This is a genomic window from Rhodococcus sp. H-CA8f, assembly GCF_002501585.1.
GTDB lineage: Bacteria > Actinomycetota > Actinomycetes > Mycobacteriales > Mycobacteriaceae > Rhodococcus_F > Rhodococcus_F erythropolis.
Genome location: NZ_CP023720.1, coordinates 4,334,095 through 4,352,404 on the forward strand (window position 1 = coordinate 4,334,095; position 18,310 = coordinate 4,352,404).

Sequence of the window (18,310 nt, forward strand, 5' to 3'; positions counted from 1 at the left end):
TTCGCTCACATCCGGAAGACGCCGTAGGAGACCGGCTCGATCGGCGCGTTTGCGCACACCGAAAGGGCCAGGCCGAGAACAGTTCTGGTATCTGCGGGATCGATGACACCGTCATCCCACAGCCGCGCAGTGGAGTAGTACGGATTACCCTGAGCCTCGTACTGCTCGCGGATCGGCGCCTTGAAGGATTCTTCGTCCTCGGCCGACCACGGATTACCCGCGCTGTCGAGCTGCTCGCTACGAACCGTCGAGAGCACCGAAGCTGCCTGCTCGCCGCCCATGACCGAGATGCGCGCGTTCGGCCACATCCACAGGAAGCGAGGTGAATACGCGCGTCCACACATGGAGTAGTTGCCGGCGCCGTACGAGCCGCCGATGACGACTGTCAGCTTGGGGACCCGTGCACACGCGACTGCCGTGACCATCTTGGCGCCGTGCTTGGCGATGCCGCCGGCCTCGTAGTCGCGTCCCACCATGAAGCCTGCGATGTTCTGCAGGAACAGCAGCGGCACACTGCGCTTGTCGCACAGTTCGATGAAATGTGCTCCCTTCATGGCGGATTCGCCGAAGAGCACGCCGTTGTTGGCGATGATGCCGACCGGGTGGCCCTCGATGTGGGCGAAACCGGTGACGAGCGTCTTGCCGTATTCAGCCTTGAACTCCTGGAACGCGCCACCGTCAACGAGCTTGGTGATGACCTCGTGCACGTCGTACGGAGTACGGGGATCAGTCGGAACGACGTCGTACAGCTCGCTCTGATCGGCGACGGGCGGAACCGTGGAGATGACGTCCCACGGGCGCTCGGAGCGGGGGCCGAGCGTGGCAATGATGTTGCGCACGATCCGAAGTGCGTCGCGGTCGTCCTCGGCCAGGTGGTCGGTGACGCCGGAAACCTTGGAGTGCAGGTCGCCGCCGCCGAGCTCTTCCGCCGTCACGATCTCACCGGTGGCAGCCTTCACGAGCGGCGGTCCGCCGAGGAAGATGGTGCCCTGGTTGCGGACGATCACTGCTTCGTCGCTCATCGCGGGCACGTAGGCGCCTCCCGCGGTGCACGAACCGAGAACTGCGGCGATCTGGGGAATCCCCTTGGCGCTCATGGTCGCCTGGTTGTAGAAGATCCGGCCGAAGTGCTCACGGTCCGGGAAGACCTCGTCCTGGCGCGGCAGGAAGGCGCCGCCGGAGTCGACGAGGTAGATGCAGGGAAGGTTGTTCTGCAGCGCAACTTCCTGCGCGCGCAGGTGCTTCTTCACCGTCATCGGGTAGTAGGTGCCGCCCTTGACCGTCGCGTCGTTGGCAACGATGACGCACTCGCGACCCGACACACGGCCGATACCGGTGATGACGCCGGCGCCCGGGCACTCGTCGTCGTACAGGCCATTGGCCGCCAGTGGGGACAGCTCGAGGAACGGGCTGCCCTGGTCGAGCAGCGAGTCGACGCGATCTCGCGGCAGCAACTTCCCTCTGCTCACGTGACGCTCGCGAGAGCGCTCGTTGCCACCCAGCGCTGCTTGCGCCAGTTTCTTCTTCAGTTCGTCCACCAGAACGGTGTGATCGGACCGGTAGCCCGTTCCTTGCGTGATTCCACTGGGAGTCATCCCGCCGCCTTCGCCATGAGTTAATGCTCGATAACTGAAACTAGATTAACTATGATTAACTGAGTTGTCCAGAACACAAGCGAAGAAAGATCGAGAGAATGACCTCTGAGCAGGTAGCAGCTCCGACGCGACGCGATCAGATGAAGGCCGACCGTCGACGTCAACTCTTGGACGCCGCCGCCCGGTTGATCGCCGAGCGCGGATTCGTGAGTGTGCGACTCGAAGACCTCGGCGCCGCCGTCGGCATCAGCGGCCCGGCCGTGTACCGGCATTTCCCCAACAAGGATGCCGTCCTCGTGGAACTTCTCGTCGGCATCAGCACGCGCCTGCACGAAGGCGGCTCTGCGGCAGCGGAGGCAGCGGACTCACCGAGCGCCGCACTCGACGCACTGGTGGAGTTCCACCTCGACTTCGCGCTCGGCGAGCCGGACCTGATCCGCATCCAGGACCGCGACCTCGAAAGCCTGCCGGCCGACGCGCGTCGACAGGTACGCCAGACGCAGCGCAAGTACGTCGAGGTGTGGGTCGGGGTGCTCGAGCAACTCGATCCCCAACTCGATCAGGCGGACGCACGAATCAAAGCGCATGCCACCTTCGGTCTGATCAACTCGACCCCTCACAGCGCCAACCCCGCTTCGCCGGCACGCGCGCGTCGCGTCCTGCGGGATATGACGCTCGCCGCACTGCGCACCCACTGAAACCGGACACGGCACAATCGGTGGCAGACTGGTTACACCAGCTAACAGATGAGGGTGCCGAACGTGGAAGACAGCAGTGGGGTCAGCAGAGCCGATTTCGCCGATCTGCGGACCGAGTTCTCCCGCTTCATGATGTTGTACCAATTCGGAATCTCCGAACTGATGACCAAGGTGAACATTCTCAAGGACGAGTTCACTCACATCAATCAGTACAGCCCCATCGAACACGTGACGTCACGGGTCAAGTCGCCGGACAGCATCCTGCGTAAGGCTCAACGCCTGAACATTCCGCTCACGATCGACGACATCTCGAAGAACATCTTCGACATCGCCGGCGTGCGCATCACCTGCAGCTTCATTTCCGACACGTACCGAATCGCCGAGATGCTCACCAGCCAGACGGACCTTCGGGTGATCGAGCGAGAGGACTACATCGCCGATCCGAAACCCAACGGCTACAAGAGCTTGCACCTGATCGTCGAGGTCCCGGTTTTCATGAGCGACCGAGTCCGGCACGTACCGATCGAACTCCAGATCCGCACCATCGCGATGGATTTCTGGGCGAGCCTCGAGCACAAGATCTATTACAAGTACAACCGCGAGGTTCCTGTCGAGCTCCTCGACGAACTCACCGAGGCTGCTGCCGCGGCACACCGCCTCGACGTCAAGATGGAACGCCTCAACGACGAGTTCGCGAAAATCAAAGCGCTACCGCATCCCGATGACGAAATCCTCGAGCAGGATCTGCCGGCGCAGTTCCTCGAGGCGCTGCATCTTCAGCGACGGGCGCTCTGAATTTACGGCGACCCTCCCCTGAGCGAACGCGCCTTTCGGCGCATCTGAGGCGACGAAAGTGCCGTTCGCTCACAACTGGGGTCGGACAACTAGGGCAAGCCAAAAGTGCGCCCTCCCGAACTTCGGGAGGGCGCACTTCGCGAATTGCGTTGGCTTGCTATTTCTTGCCAGTGACGGCGCTGTAGCCGATCGAGAGCACGGCCGCCGCGGCGATGCTGATGATCCAGCGGATCCAGTCGATTCCACCGGTGTCGCCCTTGTCCGAGATCGCTCCCCAGACCCAGTACCCGATAAGCGCTCCGGCGATACCCAGCACGACGGTCACGATCATGCCGTACTGCTGCTTACCTGGCAGCACGAGACGAGCCAGGATTCCGATGACTGCGCCGAAAATGATGGTTCCGATAATTTGCCCCATGACAGCCCCTCTCACACGTCGTGCATGCACGCGGACGGAAGATCACCGCTCAGGGAAACAATAACCACAGTCACACACAACTGTCGCTTGTTGACCGAATTATTGTCCGAGATGCAACCTCGACGCGTTACATCCACGACATTCGCGAGTTATTTTTTCGCAATCAAGCAGACCTACCGTTCTGATCCATGCCAACTTCCGTAAGACTGCCGAACAGCGAGCTCGCGCGACTCGCCAACAAGCCGCCCTGGTACCGATCACTGTTCGTGCAATTGATCGCCGCTATCGTCATCGGGGTTCTCATCGGCTGGTTGTGGCCGGAATTCGGCGCGAATCTCAAGCCCCTCGCCGACGGCTTCATCAAGCTGATCAAAATGCTGATCGCGCCGATCATCTTCTGCACCGTCGTGATCGGGATTGCTCACGTCGGGGACCTGAAGGCCGTGGGGCGTATCGGCGTCAAAGCACTCATCTACTTCGAGGTCGTGACCACCTTCGCCCTGTTGTTCGGGCTGCTCATCGGAAATCTGATGAAGCCGGGTGCGGGATTCAACATCGATCCGGAGACGCTGGCGAACGGTGCGGACGCCGTGGCCGCCAAGACCGGAAGTGGCGAACTTCCCCACACCGTGGAATTCCTGCTCAATATCATTCCGGTGTCGATAGTTTCGGCCTTCGCCGAGAACGCACTCCTCCAAGTCCTCTTCTTCGCCGTACTGTTCGGGCTCGCCTTGGCCAAGGCAGGTGAGAGTGGACCACCAATCGTGTTCGAACTCGTCGATCGTCTGAGCCATCTGTTCTTCACGATCATCGGCTGGATCATGAGACTGGCGCCGTTGGGCGCTTTGGGCGCGATGGCGTACATCGTCGGCCAGTACGGGATCGCTTCGCTCGGAAGTTACGGAAAGCTGATCGCCGCATGCTATCTTGCGGCCGTCCTGTTCATCCTCATCCTGGCGGCGATAGTCAGGTACTTCACGGGCGTGAATTTGTGGAAGTTCGTCAAGTACATCAAGGACGAACTCTTCCTCGCGTTGGGAACGGCGTCGACCGAAGTAGTTCTGCCCCGAATCATGGTCAAGCTCACCAACGCCGGATGCTCGCGCACTACAACAGGATTGGTGGTGCCTACCGGCTACTCGTTCAATCTCGACGGCGCCACGCTGTACCTGTCGATCTGCATGCTGTTTCTGGCTCAGGCGCTCGGCGTGGACCTGACACTCGGTGAACAGATCACTGCCGTCCTGGTACTGATGCTCACGTCCAAGGGAATGGCCGGCGTGCCGGGATCGTCATTCCTGGCACTGTCCGCCACCGTGGCCGCAATCGGTCACGGCGCAATTCCGGTTGCCGCAGTCGCCCTCCTACTGGGCGCCGATCGAATCATGGATTCGATGCGGGTGTCGGTGAACCTGCTCGGGAACTGTGTCGCAACCTTCGTGGTCGCCAATTGGGAGGGGCAGCTCGACAAGGAGCGCATGCGCCGAGTGCTCGACGGAGAAGACGTTCCACCGCTCGAGGAAGTCGATCCGATCACCGGGAAAACTGTTCCGGCACCGGAGGCCGAAGCACTCAAGACAGTTTCAACGCCGTGATGCGGTCTTCACTGGAACGCAACAGCACCTTGTCCCCCACCCACAGCTCCCGCGGCATCGCCCAGGGGGTGAACTTGTCGTCCCCGTCCTGATCCACCCGAACCTCCCAACTACGTTGGCCTGTACGGACATCCGTTCCGTAGACGTTTCCCTCGTCGATAACGACATCGCCGTGCCAGACAACCGCCCCGGCGCGCTCGGCGTTTGATCGCCACAAGACCTCACCGGTGAAGAGGTCCACGAACTGGACCTCGGGCTCGGAACCGGAACGGGTCACGGCAACCACGTTGCCGATCACCGCCAACGACTGTGCGGTGTCGAAGAGTTCACTGTTGGACCACAATTTCTCGCCGGAAGTCCGGTCGAAACCGCTGTGTCCCAGAATGATCGGAGTCGATCCTCCTGCGGGATTATCTCGGCTGTATCGCCCGCCGTAGTACGAGGACTCCGAGGGCAGTTCGTCCGTCCTGGCGAACTCGCGCCCGTTCTGATCGAGCGCGTACTCACTTGTCGGACGGCCATCGCCTTCGCAACCGCCATCCGACACCAATGTCACCCCATCGGACGATGTATGCGCGGTCGAACAGGTGGAGTAACCGTGTACCCACCGCTGTTCGCCCGTCTTCAGATCGAATCCCAGAGACTCGTCGAGAGCGATCACACCCAGATCGCCGTGCACCGACATCACCGGATCGACGTATCCGGCTTCCCACGATCCACCGACGTCGAACGCTTTGGACCAGTTCGCTTCCGGATCGTCGACGGTTCCGCTGTGCACGCGAACGTCGTTGCTCTCGATATCACCCTCGAGCGCGAGGACCGTGTCACCCGAGACAACCGCGATGATCGGTGCCCACGGCGTCTTGATGTCTCGACGCTCTCCTGTCTCGATATCGAAAAGTGAGTACGAACCACCGGATACGTACGGCCCGGAGAAACACAGCACCGAACTGCCGAGCAGAGTCTCGGAGCAACCACCGATGTCGACCGCCGACGTGCGCCAACGAACTGTGCCATCTTCGGCGTCCAATCCGACCAATTCTGCGTCGTCCAACGAATACGCCTGACGATCCGGCATACCGATCATCGTGACCACGAGTGATCCGGCGTCGATGAATCCGCCCATGTCCATGTTGAATTCGGTGCCAACAAGTGGGCTCCGAAATATCGCGAACTCGCGCCCGAGAATCTCGGAGGCCTCGACGCTCCATAGCGGCGACGAGATCGCTGTCGGTTCGGAACTCGTCGACGTGACCACCGTGGCGATGGCGGCAGTGACGGTGACTACGGCTGCGGCGGCCGCGATCCGAAGGCGCGATTTCGGGGAGAATCTGGTGGTCATCGAATCTCCAAGCCTTCGGTCGTCGCGAGAAACTCCAACTGCTCGAACGTCATCGGCACGTTCGGGATCGCAGCCGACGACGAAACCGAGACTTGGGTCCCATTCGGACGGGTGACGACCACCGACCTGCTCGTTTCCTGCGTCGATTCTGCTTTCGAGCCGTCATTTGTCATGGGTACGGTCGAGTAATCCCGTTCGTCTCGCTCGATCACGGATCCATCCGGTCGCGTCACGAACTCCAAGGGGTGCCCGTAGTAGGAGGGGTCGTATTTGTTGAGCTCCGCGGGGAGTGGTTGTCCGCCGGTAATTGTCATGTTGAGCGTCGACTCGTTCTCTCCCGTCCGAGTGAGAAATCTCTGACATGCGGTGGACCTGTCATTCTCCGCGACCGTCAGAGCGCCCGGTCCGGCATCAAGAATCGGAAAACCCGGAGGTACAGCACGCCATCTGATCTCGAGTACGGCGTTGAGACGTTCGATCGTCGCGCGATCGAGTTCGGCCACGTCGCTAGAGTCTCGAGGGATCCCGTGGCACCCGGGCGAAAGCGGTGCCGTACCCGGGGGAACTGGCGTGGTGATTCGCAGCTGTGGCATTTCGACAAGGGTTACAAGTTCGTCGAGCGTCAGTGGCACCACGCCGGAACTCTCGGCGTCCGGACCTCCGTCGTTGTTCGTGTCGTTGAGATACGCCTGAATACGGGTCCCGTCGGCGCCGTACAACATCGCCGACCGACTAAGGGTGCGTACACCATTGGTTTCGCTCCACGTATCCTGCAGATCCATCACAGACTGGTCGGCCAGCACCCGACGTTCGACGAGCGACCCCGCAACACACGATGGGATCGGATCAGAACTCGAGTGCAGCATCAGGCTGAGCGCGCCGATCTTCCCGTCCCGAATCAGCGTCCCGGACGCAGTGGTGGACGCCAACTCCTCGAGCGAGAATCCCTCGGGCAGCCCATCTGTGTTCGAAGGTGCAGAGATCGGCCCGAACTGCAGCGAATTACCCGGACTGGCGAACTTCAGCTCGACATCTTTCGGGAGCGCCTGTTTGACCGCGTCGGACATCGCGGCTGCCTTGGCGCTCGAGAACCACGGAAAACGCGGATCGTCGTACGTGTCAGAACCGTCCAGAATGTAGGAGAAGAACGTCTCCTCCTCTGGCGCTTCGACACTCGCACAACCCGGAATCATTGTCGGGTACACCGCGCTCGGCGTGACGTACGAGAATTCAGGCACGTCCTCCGCCGGAATCTCGTCCGGTGTAGACGTCATGGTGATCGAAGATGACGCAGCTACAGAGATGTCATCGGACGGCGAGCTGCTCCACCGATCCACCAGCCCGGCAACCACTGTCCCACCGGCGATCAGGGAGACGACCGTCAGCGCGAAGGTCCACTTCTCGGCCCGCTTCGAATCGGTTTGCTCCTTCGACACGTACCCTCGCAGTCACTGTCACGGCTCGCTCCCGATGCACGTCGCCTCTGGAAGTCCTGTCGCGATCACAGCGATTTCTGTTACCAACCGGATGGTTTCCTATCGCGCGGGCGCCGCATGAAGACAGAAGAACGGGGTGCCAGTTGCTGTGCAACCGGCACCCCGTCCTGACGACCTGAGTGCTTAAACCCTCACAGGCACCTGATTCGGGTCTGGATCGGAATCCGGATCCTGCTCGATCGGAATCCGCCGAATCGCTTCACCCTCGATGTCGACGTTCGGCAGGATCTTGTCGAGCCACGCGGGCAACTTCCACGCCGAATCACCGAGGATCGACATGACCGCAGGGATCACGATCATGCGGATGATGAAGGCGTCGAAGAAGACTGCCGCCGCGAGACCGAAGCCCATCATCTTGCTTGTCGTCTCCGAGGACAGCATGAATGCGCCGAACACGGAGATCATGATGATGGCCGCCGACGCGACCACGCGAGCACCATGGGTGTAGCCGGAGATGATGGCGTCCTTGGCCGACAATCCGTGCACGTATTCCTCGCGCATTCGCGTCACGAGGAACACTTGATAGTCCATCGCCAACCCGAAGACCACACCGATCATGAAGATCGGCAGGAACGAGATGATGGGTTGTGTGTGCTCGATCAGCCCGAAGTCGCCCAACTGGAAAATGGCCACCGTGGCGCCGAAGGTCGCACAGACGGAAAACAGGAATCCGAGAGTTGCGGTCAGCGGCACCAAGATCGAGCGGAAGACGACCATCATGATGATGAACGCCAGCCCCACAACCACGATGAGATACGGGATGAGCGCGGAACTGAGCTTCGACGACATGTCTGCAACGATCGCGGTTTGACCCGCTACACCGAGTTCTGCGCCTTCCGACTTCACCGTCGATCCGTAGTCCCGGATCTGATTCATCAGCTCGTGGGTTTCGGGGCCGCTCGGAGACATCTGCGGGGTGACCGCGATGAGCGCAGAGTTTGCGCCCGCCATCGGGTTTGCCGCGTCCGGTCCGTTTCCGACCCACATCAACTGATCCGGCGTTGCGACGTTGTCGAGGCCCTTGATGTGCGCGACAGTGCCTTCGGCAATCGCGGTGATGTCGGTGCCGTCGGGCGCGTCGAGCACGACGAACAATTCGCCGTTGACGCCTTCACCGAATCCTCGTTGCAGGAGGGCCAGTGCCGGTCGCTCTTCGTCTTGAGTGAACGAGAGTCCGAGTTCGAGCTTCGTCATCGGAATAGCCGCGATCACCAGGAGGACCAGAGCAGCACCCGCGATCGGCCACGGGTACTTGGTGACTATCTTGGCCCAGCGATGTCCGTTGGATTCCATCGTCTCGGGCTCGTCACCGTGGCGAAGCCCGGGAATACGAGGCGAGAACGCGAACCGACCGAAGATGCCCAGAACTGCCGGGATCAACGTGATTGCGCCGAGCACGGCGATGATGACGGCAACCGCCGCCGAGATTCCCATCTGCGTGATCATCGGGACCCCGACCACCGCCAGGGCTGCCAGCGCGACCACCACTGTCAGGCCCGCGAATACGACCGACGAACCTGCTGTACCTACTGCGCGTCCGGCAGCAGCTTCCCTGGTTCCGCCCAGATTGAGCTCACTGCGGTAGCGCGAGACGATGAACAACGCATAGTCGATCGAGACTGCGATGCCGATCATCGTGACGATTCCCGTGACACCTTCGTTGATGTCGAAGAAGCCCGAGCCGAGTGTGACCGTCAGAGTGGCCAGCGCAATTCCAAGAATTGCAGTGAACAACGGGATGAACGCCGCGATGAGTGCGCCGAACGCCACGATCATCACGATGAACGCCACCGCGAAGCCGAGCATCTCCGACAGACCGCCCGCGGCCTGCACCTGCATCATCGAACCGGTGCCTTCGACTTGCAGGCCACCGGTGCGGAATTTTGCCATCAAATCGAGGAACGCCGTCTTGTTCGCCTGCGTCTGATCCTCGATGCGAATCGACTGATTGAGCTGGATCAGCCCGACCTTGCCGTTGTCGCCGAGAACGGCGGACGCCACCGCCGGATTGGCCTCCGCGAGAGTGACCGGATTGACGATCTTCTCGGGATCGACGATGTCCGGCAACGTCTTCGCCTGTGCGATCAACTGGTCGATCTGATCGCTGTGCGCGGCAAGCCCGTCGTCTGCCGCGATGAGAATGCTGGTCGACGCCTGAGTTTGCTGCTCCGCTGCCGCTGCAAAGTTCTCGTTCATCAACTCGGTCGCACGCTGTGAATCGGTGCCCGGAAGATTGAATTCTTTGGAGAACGTCGGATTTGTGGCGCTGATAGCGCCCCCCACCACCGCGATCACGATAATCCACGCGGCCACCACAAGATACTTGTGGCGGAAAGCGAACTTCCCCAACCTGTAAAGATACGTAGCCAACGTAGGCCTCTCTCGCCGTGGACTGGTCTGTCCGAAGAACACGGAGTCTTTCGGTGCCAAGGTCATACGGTACGGACCGATCGGCCCATTGGCACCCGGTATATCTGCGAAAACGGCATATCCGGCGCGCTCTCCGTCTCCTTTTCAGACCGCTCGGTACCGTGGACACGACACGGGCAGGCGCCTCACCAGAGCAGACGTCGCGTAGTACGAAAGGCAATCCCATGAATCACGGCCAGGCCGTCGATCGCGATCTCCTCCTTGCCGGCCAACAGCGACTCGACGCGCTGGGGCCACGATTGACAGGATCACCTTCACACCACGCTGTGGTGGAAGAAGTCGCGAACGAACTGACCGAACTGGGCCTCGAAGTCCGGCGTGATTCACACACTTTCGAACGCTGGGATCTACCGGACACATCTGAGGGGCTTCGCATCGGATTGCCGACGGGACCGATCAATGTTTCGTCCGCATTCCCCTACTCGGGATTGACCGGGCCTCAGGGAATCTCCGCTCCCCTGGTCTACGTCAGCGCGCGACGCCCCAAGTGGTCCTTGGCCAAGGGCGCGATCGCGGTGATCGAGGTCCCGCACGTCGATCTTCCCCGCAAGCTACTGGTCAGCGAGTGGGGTCCGATCGCCACCGACGAGACTCTTCGAAATCCGGTTCTCTCCGCAACCCTTCTTGGCCCGAAACTCGACAAGGCCCGCAAGGCCGGAGTGCTCGGCGTGATCGCGGTGTGGCGTGACATCGCTCCGGACAACGCACTGGGACAATATCTTCCGTTCACGCAGCCGTACCACGACATCCCCGCCGTCTGGGTGGCCGGCGACGAGGGCAGGAAGGTTGTCGCTGCAGCTCGTTCCGGTCAGCGGGCGACTCTGGTTCTGGATGCAACTCTGCATCCGGACACCCGGACCGACACGGTGTGGGCGGTATCCCCGGGGACATCACCGGAAGAGACGATTCTGCTCATCACTCACAGCGACGGAACCAACGGCGTCGAGGAGAACGGGCATCTGGGAATGTTGGCCTTGGCGCGGCACGCCGTCGCGCAGCCGCATCGACGGTCGTACGTTTTTGTGCTGACGACTGGCCACCTGCGAATTCCAGCGGTGTCCAAGCACGGACAGGCAACCTCCACCTGGCTCGAAGCGCACCCCGAGATGTGGAAGGGCGAAGCCGGTCAGGCGCGCGCAGTAGCCGGGATCGCGATCGAACACCTCGGCGCGCTGGGTGATACCGAGGACACCTCGACCGGCAGCTATGCGTTGGTGACCACTCCGGAACCGGAACTGCTCTACGCGACGAGCCGAGAAGTACACGACATCGTTGCACCGCTGTGGCGCGACATCGGGGCAGGCGATCGCCGAATCGTGGCGCCAGGACCGGTCATTCATTTCGGCGAGGGTGAACCACTGTTCGAGCGGAAGATCCCGGCAGTCGCCTTGGTGACGGCGCCGCAGTACCTACTAGCTCTGCGTGATGCCGACGCCGCCACGCACGTCGATCTCGACGCGATGGTCAAACAGGTCGAAAGCTTCCGCGATCTGCTCGACGCGTTCGATGCAACCGACACCGCGGCTTTCGGTCCGGTGGTCTCGCGCTCGGTATTCGCGAAGTTCTCGGCACTACTTCAGTTGATGCAGATTTTGTCGAAAGCCAAGAAATAGTGCTGTGCGCCTTTATTAACCGCCCGCGGTTAATAAAGGCGCACAGCAGTTGTCCTACTTGTCGTGAATGATCACGCCACGGATATTCTTGCCATCACGCAGATCCTGGTAGCCCTGGTTGACGTCTTCGAGGCTGTAGGTTTTGGTGATCAGTTCGTCGAGCTTGAGCTGACCCGCATCGTAGAGACGAAGCAAACGCACGATGTCGTACTGCGGGTTCATTGATCCGAACAATGTGCCCTTGATCGTCTTCTGGTTCAGCGTCAGATCGGTTCCCGACACGTGCACGGTCAGCTTGGCCGGATCGGCGAGACCCGTGATCACCACGGTGCCGCCCTTGCCGATCACTGCTGTCGCTGCACTGACCACGTCCTCGTCGACGGTGCCGACAAGGATGAGCGCCGCGTCGGCGCCCTGTCCCCAGGTCAGCTCGTTGACCTTGGCAGCAGCGCTCTCGGCGTCTGCAAAGGCATGGGTTGCACCGAACTTCAGTGCGGTCTCACGCTTGAGAGCAACCGGGTCGACCACCACGACATACTTGCAGCCGGCCGAAACGGCGCCCTGGACGGCGTTGATGCCGAGGCCACCGATGCCGTAGATCACCGCGGTGTCGCCGGCGCGAAGGTTACCGGCATTTACTGCCGTTCCCCAACCCGAAGGTACGCCGCAGCCGACGACCACCGCTGTCTCCAAGGGAAGCCAATCGTCGATCTTGACCACCGAGTGCTGAGAAATGGTGGCGCGCTCGGAGAATGTTCCGAGCATGCACATTCCGCCGAAATCCATTCCGTTGCCGTGGAAACGGAAGGAACCGTCCGTCATCGAACCTTCGAGGATGGTGGCACCCATGTCACAAAGGTTCTGGCGACCGGTCGAGCAGTAGCGACAGGTGCCGCAGTTGGGGATGAAGCTACACACGACGTGGTCGCCCGGCTTGACCTTCGTGACGCCGGGTCCGACCTCTTCGATGATGCCCGAGCCTTCGTGTCCGCCGACAATCGGGTAACGCGGCGGGAGATCACCGTCGGTCAGGTGCAGATCCGAATGGCACAGTCCGGCAGCGGTGTACTTGATCAGTACCTCACCCACCCCCGGGCCGTCGAGGTCGAGTTCCATGATCTCGAAAGGCTTTCCGGGCTCGAGCAGTACGGCAGCTTTGGTCTTCACTGGTGATCTCCTTGATTGTCGGACGAGAGAATGAGCGATGGGGGTCGGTCAGAGGGCGATGTTGACGGCCTTGGTCTGGGTGTAGAGATCGATAGCCGAAGCGCCGAGCTCGCGGCCCCAACCGGACTGCTTGTATCCGCCGAAAGGCATTGCGGTGTCGAAGCCGTTGTACTGGTTGATCCACACCGAGCCAGCCTTGAGACGCTTGGCCGTGCGGTGGGCCTTGGAAATGTCACGGGTCCAGATGCCGGCGGCAAGTCCGTAGATGGAATCGTTTGCGGCAGTGATGGGTCCGTCGTCCGCGTTGAACGGCAGCGCTGCCACGACGGGTCCGAAGATCTCCTCCTGAACGATGGAGAATTCGGGCTTGACGTCGACGAAGACAGTCGGCTCGACGAAGTAGCCCTGATCGCCCCAGCGGTTACCGCCGGTGAGTGCACGTGCGCCGTCGGCGATTCCCTCACGGAGGTAACCGGTGACCTTGTCGAACTGCTCCTGCGAGACCAGCGGTCCGAGCTGGGTGGTGGGATCGAGGCCGGGTCCGATCTTGACCTGGCTCGCTGCGTGCGCGACGGCCTCGGTGAACTTCTCGAAGATGGTGTCCTCGACGTACAGACGGGTACCCGCAACGCAGCACTGACCGTGGTTGAACAGCCAGGCGTTGAGTGAACCCTCCACCGCGGAATCGAAATCCGCGTCGGCGAATACGATGTTGGGGCTCTTGCCACCGAGCTCGAGCGTAACCTTCTTCAGGTTGCCCTTGGCGGCGTCGACGATCTTCTTACCCACCTCGGTGGAACCGGTGAACGCGACCTTGTCCACGTCGTCGTGGCCGGACAGTGCAGCACCTGCATCGCCGAAGCCGGGAACGATGTTGACGACGCCGGGCGGGAAGCCTGCTTCTTCGAAGACCTCCGCGAGAAGCAGTGCGGTGAGCGGGGTCTGCTCAGCGGGCTTGAGGATCACCGTGTTGCCGGCGGCGAGCGCGGGGGCGAGCTTCCACGACGACATCAGCAGCGGGAAGTTCCACGGCACGATCAGTCCACAGACGCCGATTGCCTCACGCAGGGTGTAGGCGTGGAACTCGCCGCCCGGAGAGAAGGGCATCGACACGTTGACGGTGCTGCCTTCGATCTTGGTGGCCCAACCCGCGTAGTAGCGGAAAACGTCTGCGGCCCAAGCCACGTCGACGGCGGTGGCGATGGCAACGGACTTGCCGTTGTCGAGAGCTTCGAGCTGACCGAATTCCTCGGCACGAGCACTGAGAATGTCGCCGACGCGCCAGATCATCCGCTCGCGCTCGTTTGCCTTCATCCGAGACCAGGGGCCGTCCTCGAAAGCCGTTCGGGCGGCGCGTACCGCGCGGTCGATGTCTTCGGCCTGGCCGTGTGCCACGTCTGCGAGCTTCTGTCCGTCAGCCGGGTTGTACGTCGCGAAGGTCTGACCCGAAGCGGCGTCGACGAATTCGCCGCCGATGTAGAGCTTCTTCGGTCCGTTCAGGAAACCCTGTACCGCGGAACTGATGGTGTGTTCGGCTACTGCCGTCATCGGAAACTCCCCTGAAGTAGTGAGGTGCGAATGTGATGCACGCCATACTTCCGCGCTTCCGGGGGTGCTAACTGTCCGAACTTTGTACAACTCAATTCGGACAGCAACCTACACAGTGATGTCGAGCGCCCGCATCCGTGTGTAGAGAGTGCTTCGGCTGATTCCGAGTTGCGCCGACGCGTGAACCTTGTTGCCGCCGCAGTCTTTCAACGCTCCGATGATCGCCTGGCGCTCGGCCTTCTCCCGCCCTGCCAACCGCGACACCTTGGCCGTGGTGCGATAGTCCTCGGGCAGATCGACGACGTCGATGCGATTACTCGAGCGTTCACCTGAGGCCCGATTCAACACGACGCGCAATTCGGCCAGGTTGCCCGGCCAACTGGCCGCAGCGAGCGCTTCGGCAGCGCTGGCGGTCAACCTCAACTCGGGCGAGATCCCCTCCAACATCACCTGAGCCAACTCGGCGATCTCAGCCTGTCGCTCGCGCAGAGGGGTGATGACAACCCTGGAGGCGCATCGTGAAAGCAGCGCCGCGATGGTCGGCGGAAGATCAACTGCCGCCCCGCTGGTCAGTACGATCTTCGGCCCCTCGGCGCTGGCATCGATCAGGTCTGCGACCAGCGGCAACACCGAATCGGGAAGGAGCTGCACCTGTTCGATCACGACCACGCCCGAACGCTTACGGGCTGCTCGCACAAGATCGGTGATCCACTGCTCACGGCCGTCGAACGCGATCCGCGTGGCATCGTGCCAACTGGCGTCGACGCTCCCGACCACGTCCGATGCTGCCGAAGTTCGACCGGAACCCGCTTCACCAGAGATGGCAACTGCGGACGACGAGGCCCGCGCTCGCATGAGGTCTCGGCGCAGTCGTTCCCCCGGAGATGGTGCCCGCTCGTGGGTTCTGCGGATGGGCGCCCGTTCCCGTTGGAGTGGTTCGACCAGGAAGAGTGCACCGCCGTCGGCCCCGGAAATCCGGTCGGCTTGAACTCGCGCCAGCGCACCGGACGCCAATTCGACTGTCACGAGCCTCGATTGATCAGGATTGAGATCGGCGATCAAGGACCGGAGTGATACGTGGTCGGCGGTGTCGAGCAGATCCAAGGCCGTTCGGTTGCTCAGCAGGATGTCGTCGCCGATGGCCGCGACGGCAATGTGGCGCTGATGTGACACTCGCTGGAATGCGTCGACCAGCCGCTGCTCCGACGCCTTGGAGCCTTCGAGCAGTCGTTTCTCGATATCCGCTGCAGCACGCGCAAGGAAGGGCGCGAACAGCGGGTTGGCCTGCGAGACAACGCCGGTCATGTCGAGAATACCCTCCACGCGACGTGTGACGGGATGCAAGATCGGCTGGCCGTAGCAGCTCAATCCCTTGAGGCTGTCGAGGAAATGCTCGTCCCCGTGGATCACCACACTTCGACCTACCTCGAGCGGAGTACCGAGTGCATTGGTACCGGCGTGCTCTTCACCGAAGCGTGAACCGTTGACGACGCCCAACCGCTCGATTGTCCGCTCGACGCGGCTGTCGGAGTACACCGAAGCGACCACGCGGCATTCTCGATCAGCAAGCAGCACACAGAAACCGGTGCCCGCGATCTGTTGCGACACCTCGTCGAGCACGGGCGCGGCCGCCCGGAGCAGACGAGATTCGCCGTCCTGCTCCTCGGTGTCCACGGCGATTGCCGACGACGGATCGAGGCCACTCAGTCGAGAACGCTTCCAGGAGAGCGCGATCTCGGGGCGTACCGGCTCACGCTCCCCTGGGTTCGCAGACATATGCTCAGGCCTGACCGATCAATTCGATCGCCTGTTCTCGCATCGCGATCTTGCGGACCTTGCCCGTGACTGTCATCGGGAACTCGTCCACGACATGGACGTACCGCGGAATCTTGTAGTGCGCGAGCTTGCCGGTGCAGAAGGCACGGACCGAATCGGCGTCCAGATCGTCTGCACCTTCGCGCATCTGGACCCACACCATCAATTCCTCGCCGTACTTGGCGTCCGGTACACCGATGACCTGCGCGTCGAGAATGTCGGGATGGGTGTAAAGGAACTCCTCGATCTCACGCGGATATACGTTCTCACCACCGCGGATGACCATGTCCTTGATGCGTCCCGTGATAGCGACGTATCCGGCCTCGTCCATGACTCCGATGTCTCCGGTGTGCATCCACCGGGCAGCGTCGATCGCCTCGGCGGTCTTCTCCGGGTTCTCCCAGTAGCCGAGCATGACCGAGTAACCACGCGTGCACAGTTCGCCCGGCTCGCCGCGCGGCACCGTCAGTCCGGTTGCCGGATCGACGATCTTGATCTCGAGGTGCGGCCCCACCCGACCGACGGTTTCGGTGCGCTGTTCGATCGAATCGTCCGAGCGGGTCTGCAGCGACACCGGCGACGTCTCGGTCATGCCATAGCAGATGGACACCTCTGCCATACCCATGCGATCGATGACCTGCTTCATCACTTCGACCGGGCAGGGCGAACCCGCCATGATGCCGGTGCGAAGGGACGACAGATCGAAGCTGTCGAAGTCCGGCAGCGCCAATTCTGCAATGAACATCGTCGGAACGCCGTAGAGGGACGTGCACTTTTCGGCCTGGACGGCTTCGAGCGAAGCGCGCGGATCGAATGCGGGGCCCGGAATGATCATGGCAGCACCATGACTGGTGCACGCAAGGTTGCCCATCACCATGCCGAAGCAGTGATAGAACGGCACCGGGATGCACACCCGATCGACCTCGCTGTAGTGGCACAACTCGCCGACGAAGTAGCCGTTGTTGAGAATGTTGTGGTGGCTGAGCGTCGCGCCCTTCGGGAAACCGGTAGTGCCCGAGGTGTATTGGATGTTGATCGCGTCGTCGGCCGACAGCGCGGCTTGGGCAGCTGCGAGCGGAGCCGGATCGTTGGCCTGGGCCGCCAACCCGTCGGCAAGCACCGCGTCCCACTCGGGTGAACCGAGCAGGAGCACCGACGTCAGATCCGGGCACTGCGGCCGCACCGTCTCGATCATCGACGCGTAGTCCGAGGTCTTGAAGCTGGCCGCAGACACCAGCGTCGAGATCCCGGCCTGCTCGAGCACGTACTGCAACTCGTGCGAGCGGTACGCCGGATTGATGTTGACCAGGATCGCGCCGATCTTTGCCGTCGCGTATTGCGTGAACGTCCATTCCGGACAGTTGGGAGCCCAGATTCCCACTCGGTCGCCCTTCCCCACACCACGGGAAAGTAGTCCGGCAGCGAGCCCGTTCACCTGCTCGGCGAACTCCCGGTACGTCCATCGTCGACCGCTGGCGTGGTCGATCAACGCATCGCGGTCGCCGTGTGCGGCAACCGTGCGATCGAGGTTGTCTCCGATGGTGTCGCCCAGCATCGGACCGTCCCATACTCCGGACGTATAGCTGGGCAGCGGCGTACTCATGTGTTCTGTCCTCTCCGGTTACCTGTTCAGGCACCTATGAGAGGGGCCGCCGCAGCGGACCCTCTCATCTACGAATTTACTCGATTCGGTGTGATGCACGACATACTTCCCGGTGCGGGGTGCCCGTAACTGTTCGAAGTCCGGACACCCCACCCGCCTGCTGTGCGCCTTTATTAACCGCCGGCGGTTAATAAA

The 18,310-nt window shown here is 61.7% G+C and carries 13 protein-coding genes; 4 read left to right on the forward strand and 9 right to left on the reverse strand.

Annotation, left to right across the window (positions count from 1 at the left end):
• Positions 1-5: 5 nt before the first annotated feature.
• Positions 6-1,595, reverse strand: coding sequence for a carboxyl transferase domain-containing protein (locus tag CPI83_RS20025; RefSeq protein WP_003941927.1), 1,590 nt, complete (start codon positions 1,593-1,595; stop codon positions 6-8).
• 98 nt (positions 1,596-1,693) lie between these two features.
• Between CPI83_RS20025 and CPI83_RS20030 the strand changes: the two genes are divergently transcribed.
• Complete coding sequence (locus CPI83_RS20030) at positions 1,694-2,293, forward strand: TetR/AcrR family transcriptional regulator (RefSeq protein WP_003941968.1); 600 nt, start codon at positions 1,694-1,696, stop codon at positions 2,291-2,293.
• A 48-nt stretch (positions 2,294-2,341) separates the two neighbouring features.
• Positions 2,342-3,088, forward strand: a complete 747-nt coding sequence (locus tag CPI83_RS20035; RefSeq protein WP_020906876.1) for a GTP pyrophosphokinase family protein — start codon at positions 2,342-2,344, stop codon at positions 3,086-3,088.
• A 157-nt stretch (positions 3,089-3,245) separates the two neighbouring features.
• On the opposite strand, the gene CPI83_RS20040 is transcribed toward CPI83_RS20035, so the two are convergent.
• Positions 3,246-3,506, reverse strand: coding sequence for a GlsB/YeaQ/YmgE family stress response membrane protein (locus CPI83_RS20040; RefSeq protein ID WP_003942027.1), 261 nt, complete (start codon positions 3,504-3,506; stop codon positions 3,246-3,248).
• A 188-nt stretch (positions 3,507-3,694) separates the two neighbouring features.
• Between CPI83_RS20040 and dctA the strand changes: the two genes are divergently transcribed.
• Positions 3,695-5,101: a C4-dicarboxylate transporter DctA gene (gene dctA / locus CPI83_RS20045; RefSeq protein ID WP_080909946.1), complete on the forward strand. Its 1,407-nt coding sequence runs from the start codon at positions 3,695-3,697 to the stop codon at positions 5,099-5,101.
• Here the strand turns inward: dctA and CPI83_RS20050 are convergent.
• The 3 genes from CPI83_RS20050 to CPI83_RS20060 all read right to left on the reverse strand — a co-directional run bounded on the left by CPI83_RS20050 (position 5,079) and on the right by CPI83_RS20060 (position 10,309).
• Entirely contained in the window at positions 5,079-6,443 is a 1,365-nt protein-coding gene (locus tag CPI83_RS20050) for a PQQ-binding-like beta-propeller repeat protein (protein ID WP_080909947.1), read from the reverse strand. The genes dctA and CPI83_RS20050 overlap by 23 nt on opposite strands.
• Positions 6,440-7,879 carry a hypothetical protein gene (locus CPI83_RS20055; RefSeq protein WP_097387617.1) on the reverse strand — a complete coding sequence of 480 codons (1,440 nt, stop codon included), beginning with the start codon at positions 7,877-7,879 and terminating at the stop codon, positions 6,440-6,442. The genes CPI83_RS20050 and CPI83_RS20055 overlap by 4 nt, the downstream gene beginning before the upstream one ends.
• Positions 7,880-8,062: 183 nt before the next feature.
• Entirely contained in the window at positions 8,063-10,309 is a 2,247-nt protein-coding gene (locus CPI83_RS20060) for an MMPL family transporter (protein ID WP_070387076.1), read from the reverse strand.
• Positions 10,310-10,533: 224 nt separating this feature from the next.
• Here CPI83_RS20060 and CPI83_RS20065 point away from each other — a divergent pair, with 224 nt between their 5' ends.
• Positions 10,534-11,982 (forward strand): hypothetical protein, encoded by a 1,449-nt coding sequence (locus CPI83_RS20065; RefSeq protein ID WP_097387618.1) that lies wholly within the window; start codon positions 10,534-10,536, stop codon positions 11,980-11,982.
• 54 nt (positions 11,983-12,036) lie between these two features.
• Here the strand turns inward: CPI83_RS20065 and CPI83_RS20070 are convergent, their stop codons facing one another.
• The 4 genes from CPI83_RS20070 to CPI83_RS20085 form a co-directional block, all read right to left on the reverse strand.
• Positions 12,037-13,149 carry an NDMA-dependent alcohol dehydrogenase gene (locus CPI83_RS20070; RefSeq protein WP_097387619.1) on the reverse strand — a complete coding sequence of 371 codons (1,113 nt, stop codon included), beginning with the start codon at positions 13,147-13,149 and terminating at the stop codon, positions 12,037-12,039.
• A 48-nt stretch (positions 13,150-13,197) separates the two neighbouring features.
• Positions 13,198-14,697 carry an aldehyde dehydrogenase family protein gene (locus tag CPI83_RS20075; RefSeq protein ID WP_019744236.1) on the reverse strand — a complete coding sequence of 500 codons (1,500 nt, stop codon included), beginning with the start codon at positions 14,695-14,697 and terminating at the stop codon, positions 13,198-13,200.
• A 108-nt stretch (positions 14,698-14,805) separates the two neighbouring features.
• Positions 14,806-16,473: a helix-turn-helix domain-containing protein gene (locus CPI83_RS20080; RefSeq protein WP_020969015.1), complete on the reverse strand. Its 1,668-nt coding sequence runs from the start codon at positions 16,471-16,473 to the stop codon at positions 14,806-14,808.
• A 4-nt stretch (positions 16,474-16,477) separates the two neighbouring features.
• Complete coding sequence (locus CPI83_RS20085; protein WP_097387620.1) at positions 16,478-18,115, reverse strand: AMP-binding protein; 1,638 nt, start codon at positions 18,113-18,115, stop codon at positions 16,478-16,480.
• Positions 18,116-18,310 lie beyond the last annotated feature (195 nt).

Bases quoted from the DNA above. Each gene is read 5' to 3' on its own strand.
- CPI83_RS20025 (WP_003941927.1), bottom strand. From the start codon at position 1,595: ATGACTCCCAGTGGAATCACGCAAGGAACGGGCTACCGGTCCGATCAC.
- CPI83_RS20030 (WP_003941968.1), top strand. From the start codon at position 1,694: ATGACCTCTGAGCAGGTAGCAGCTCCGACGCGACGCGATCAGATGAAG.
- CPI83_RS20035 (WP_020906876.1), top strand. From the start codon at position 2,342: ATGAGGGTGCCGAACGTGGAAGACAGCAGTGGGGTCAGCAGAGCCGAT.
- CPI83_RS20040 (WP_003942027.1), bottom strand. From the start codon at position 3,506: ATGGGGCAAATTATCGGAACCATCATTTTCGGCGCAGTCATCGGAATC.
- dctA (WP_080909946.1), top strand. From the start codon at position 3,695: ATGCCAACTTCCGTAAGACTGCCGAACAGCGAGCTCGCGCGACTCGCC.
- CPI83_RS20050 (WP_080909947.1), bottom strand. From the start codon at position 6,443: ATGACCACCAGATTCTCCCCGAAATCGCGCCTTCGGATCGCGGCCGCC.
- CPI83_RS20065 (WP_097387618.1), top strand. From the start codon at position 10,534: ATGAATCACGGCCAGGCCGTCGATCGCGATCTCCTCCTTGCCGGCCAA.
- CPI83_RS20075 (WP_019744236.1), bottom strand. From the start codon at position 14,697: ATGACGGCAGTAGCCGAACACACCATCAGTTCCGCGGTACAGGGTTTC.
- CPI83_RS20080 (WP_020969015.1), bottom strand. From the start codon at position 16,473: ATGTCTGCGAACCCAGGGGAGCGTGAGCCGGTACGCCCCGAGATCGCG.
- CPI83_RS20085 (WP_097387620.1), bottom strand. From the start codon at position 18,115: ATGAGTACGCCGCTGCCCAGCTATACGTCCGGAGTATGGGACGGTCCG.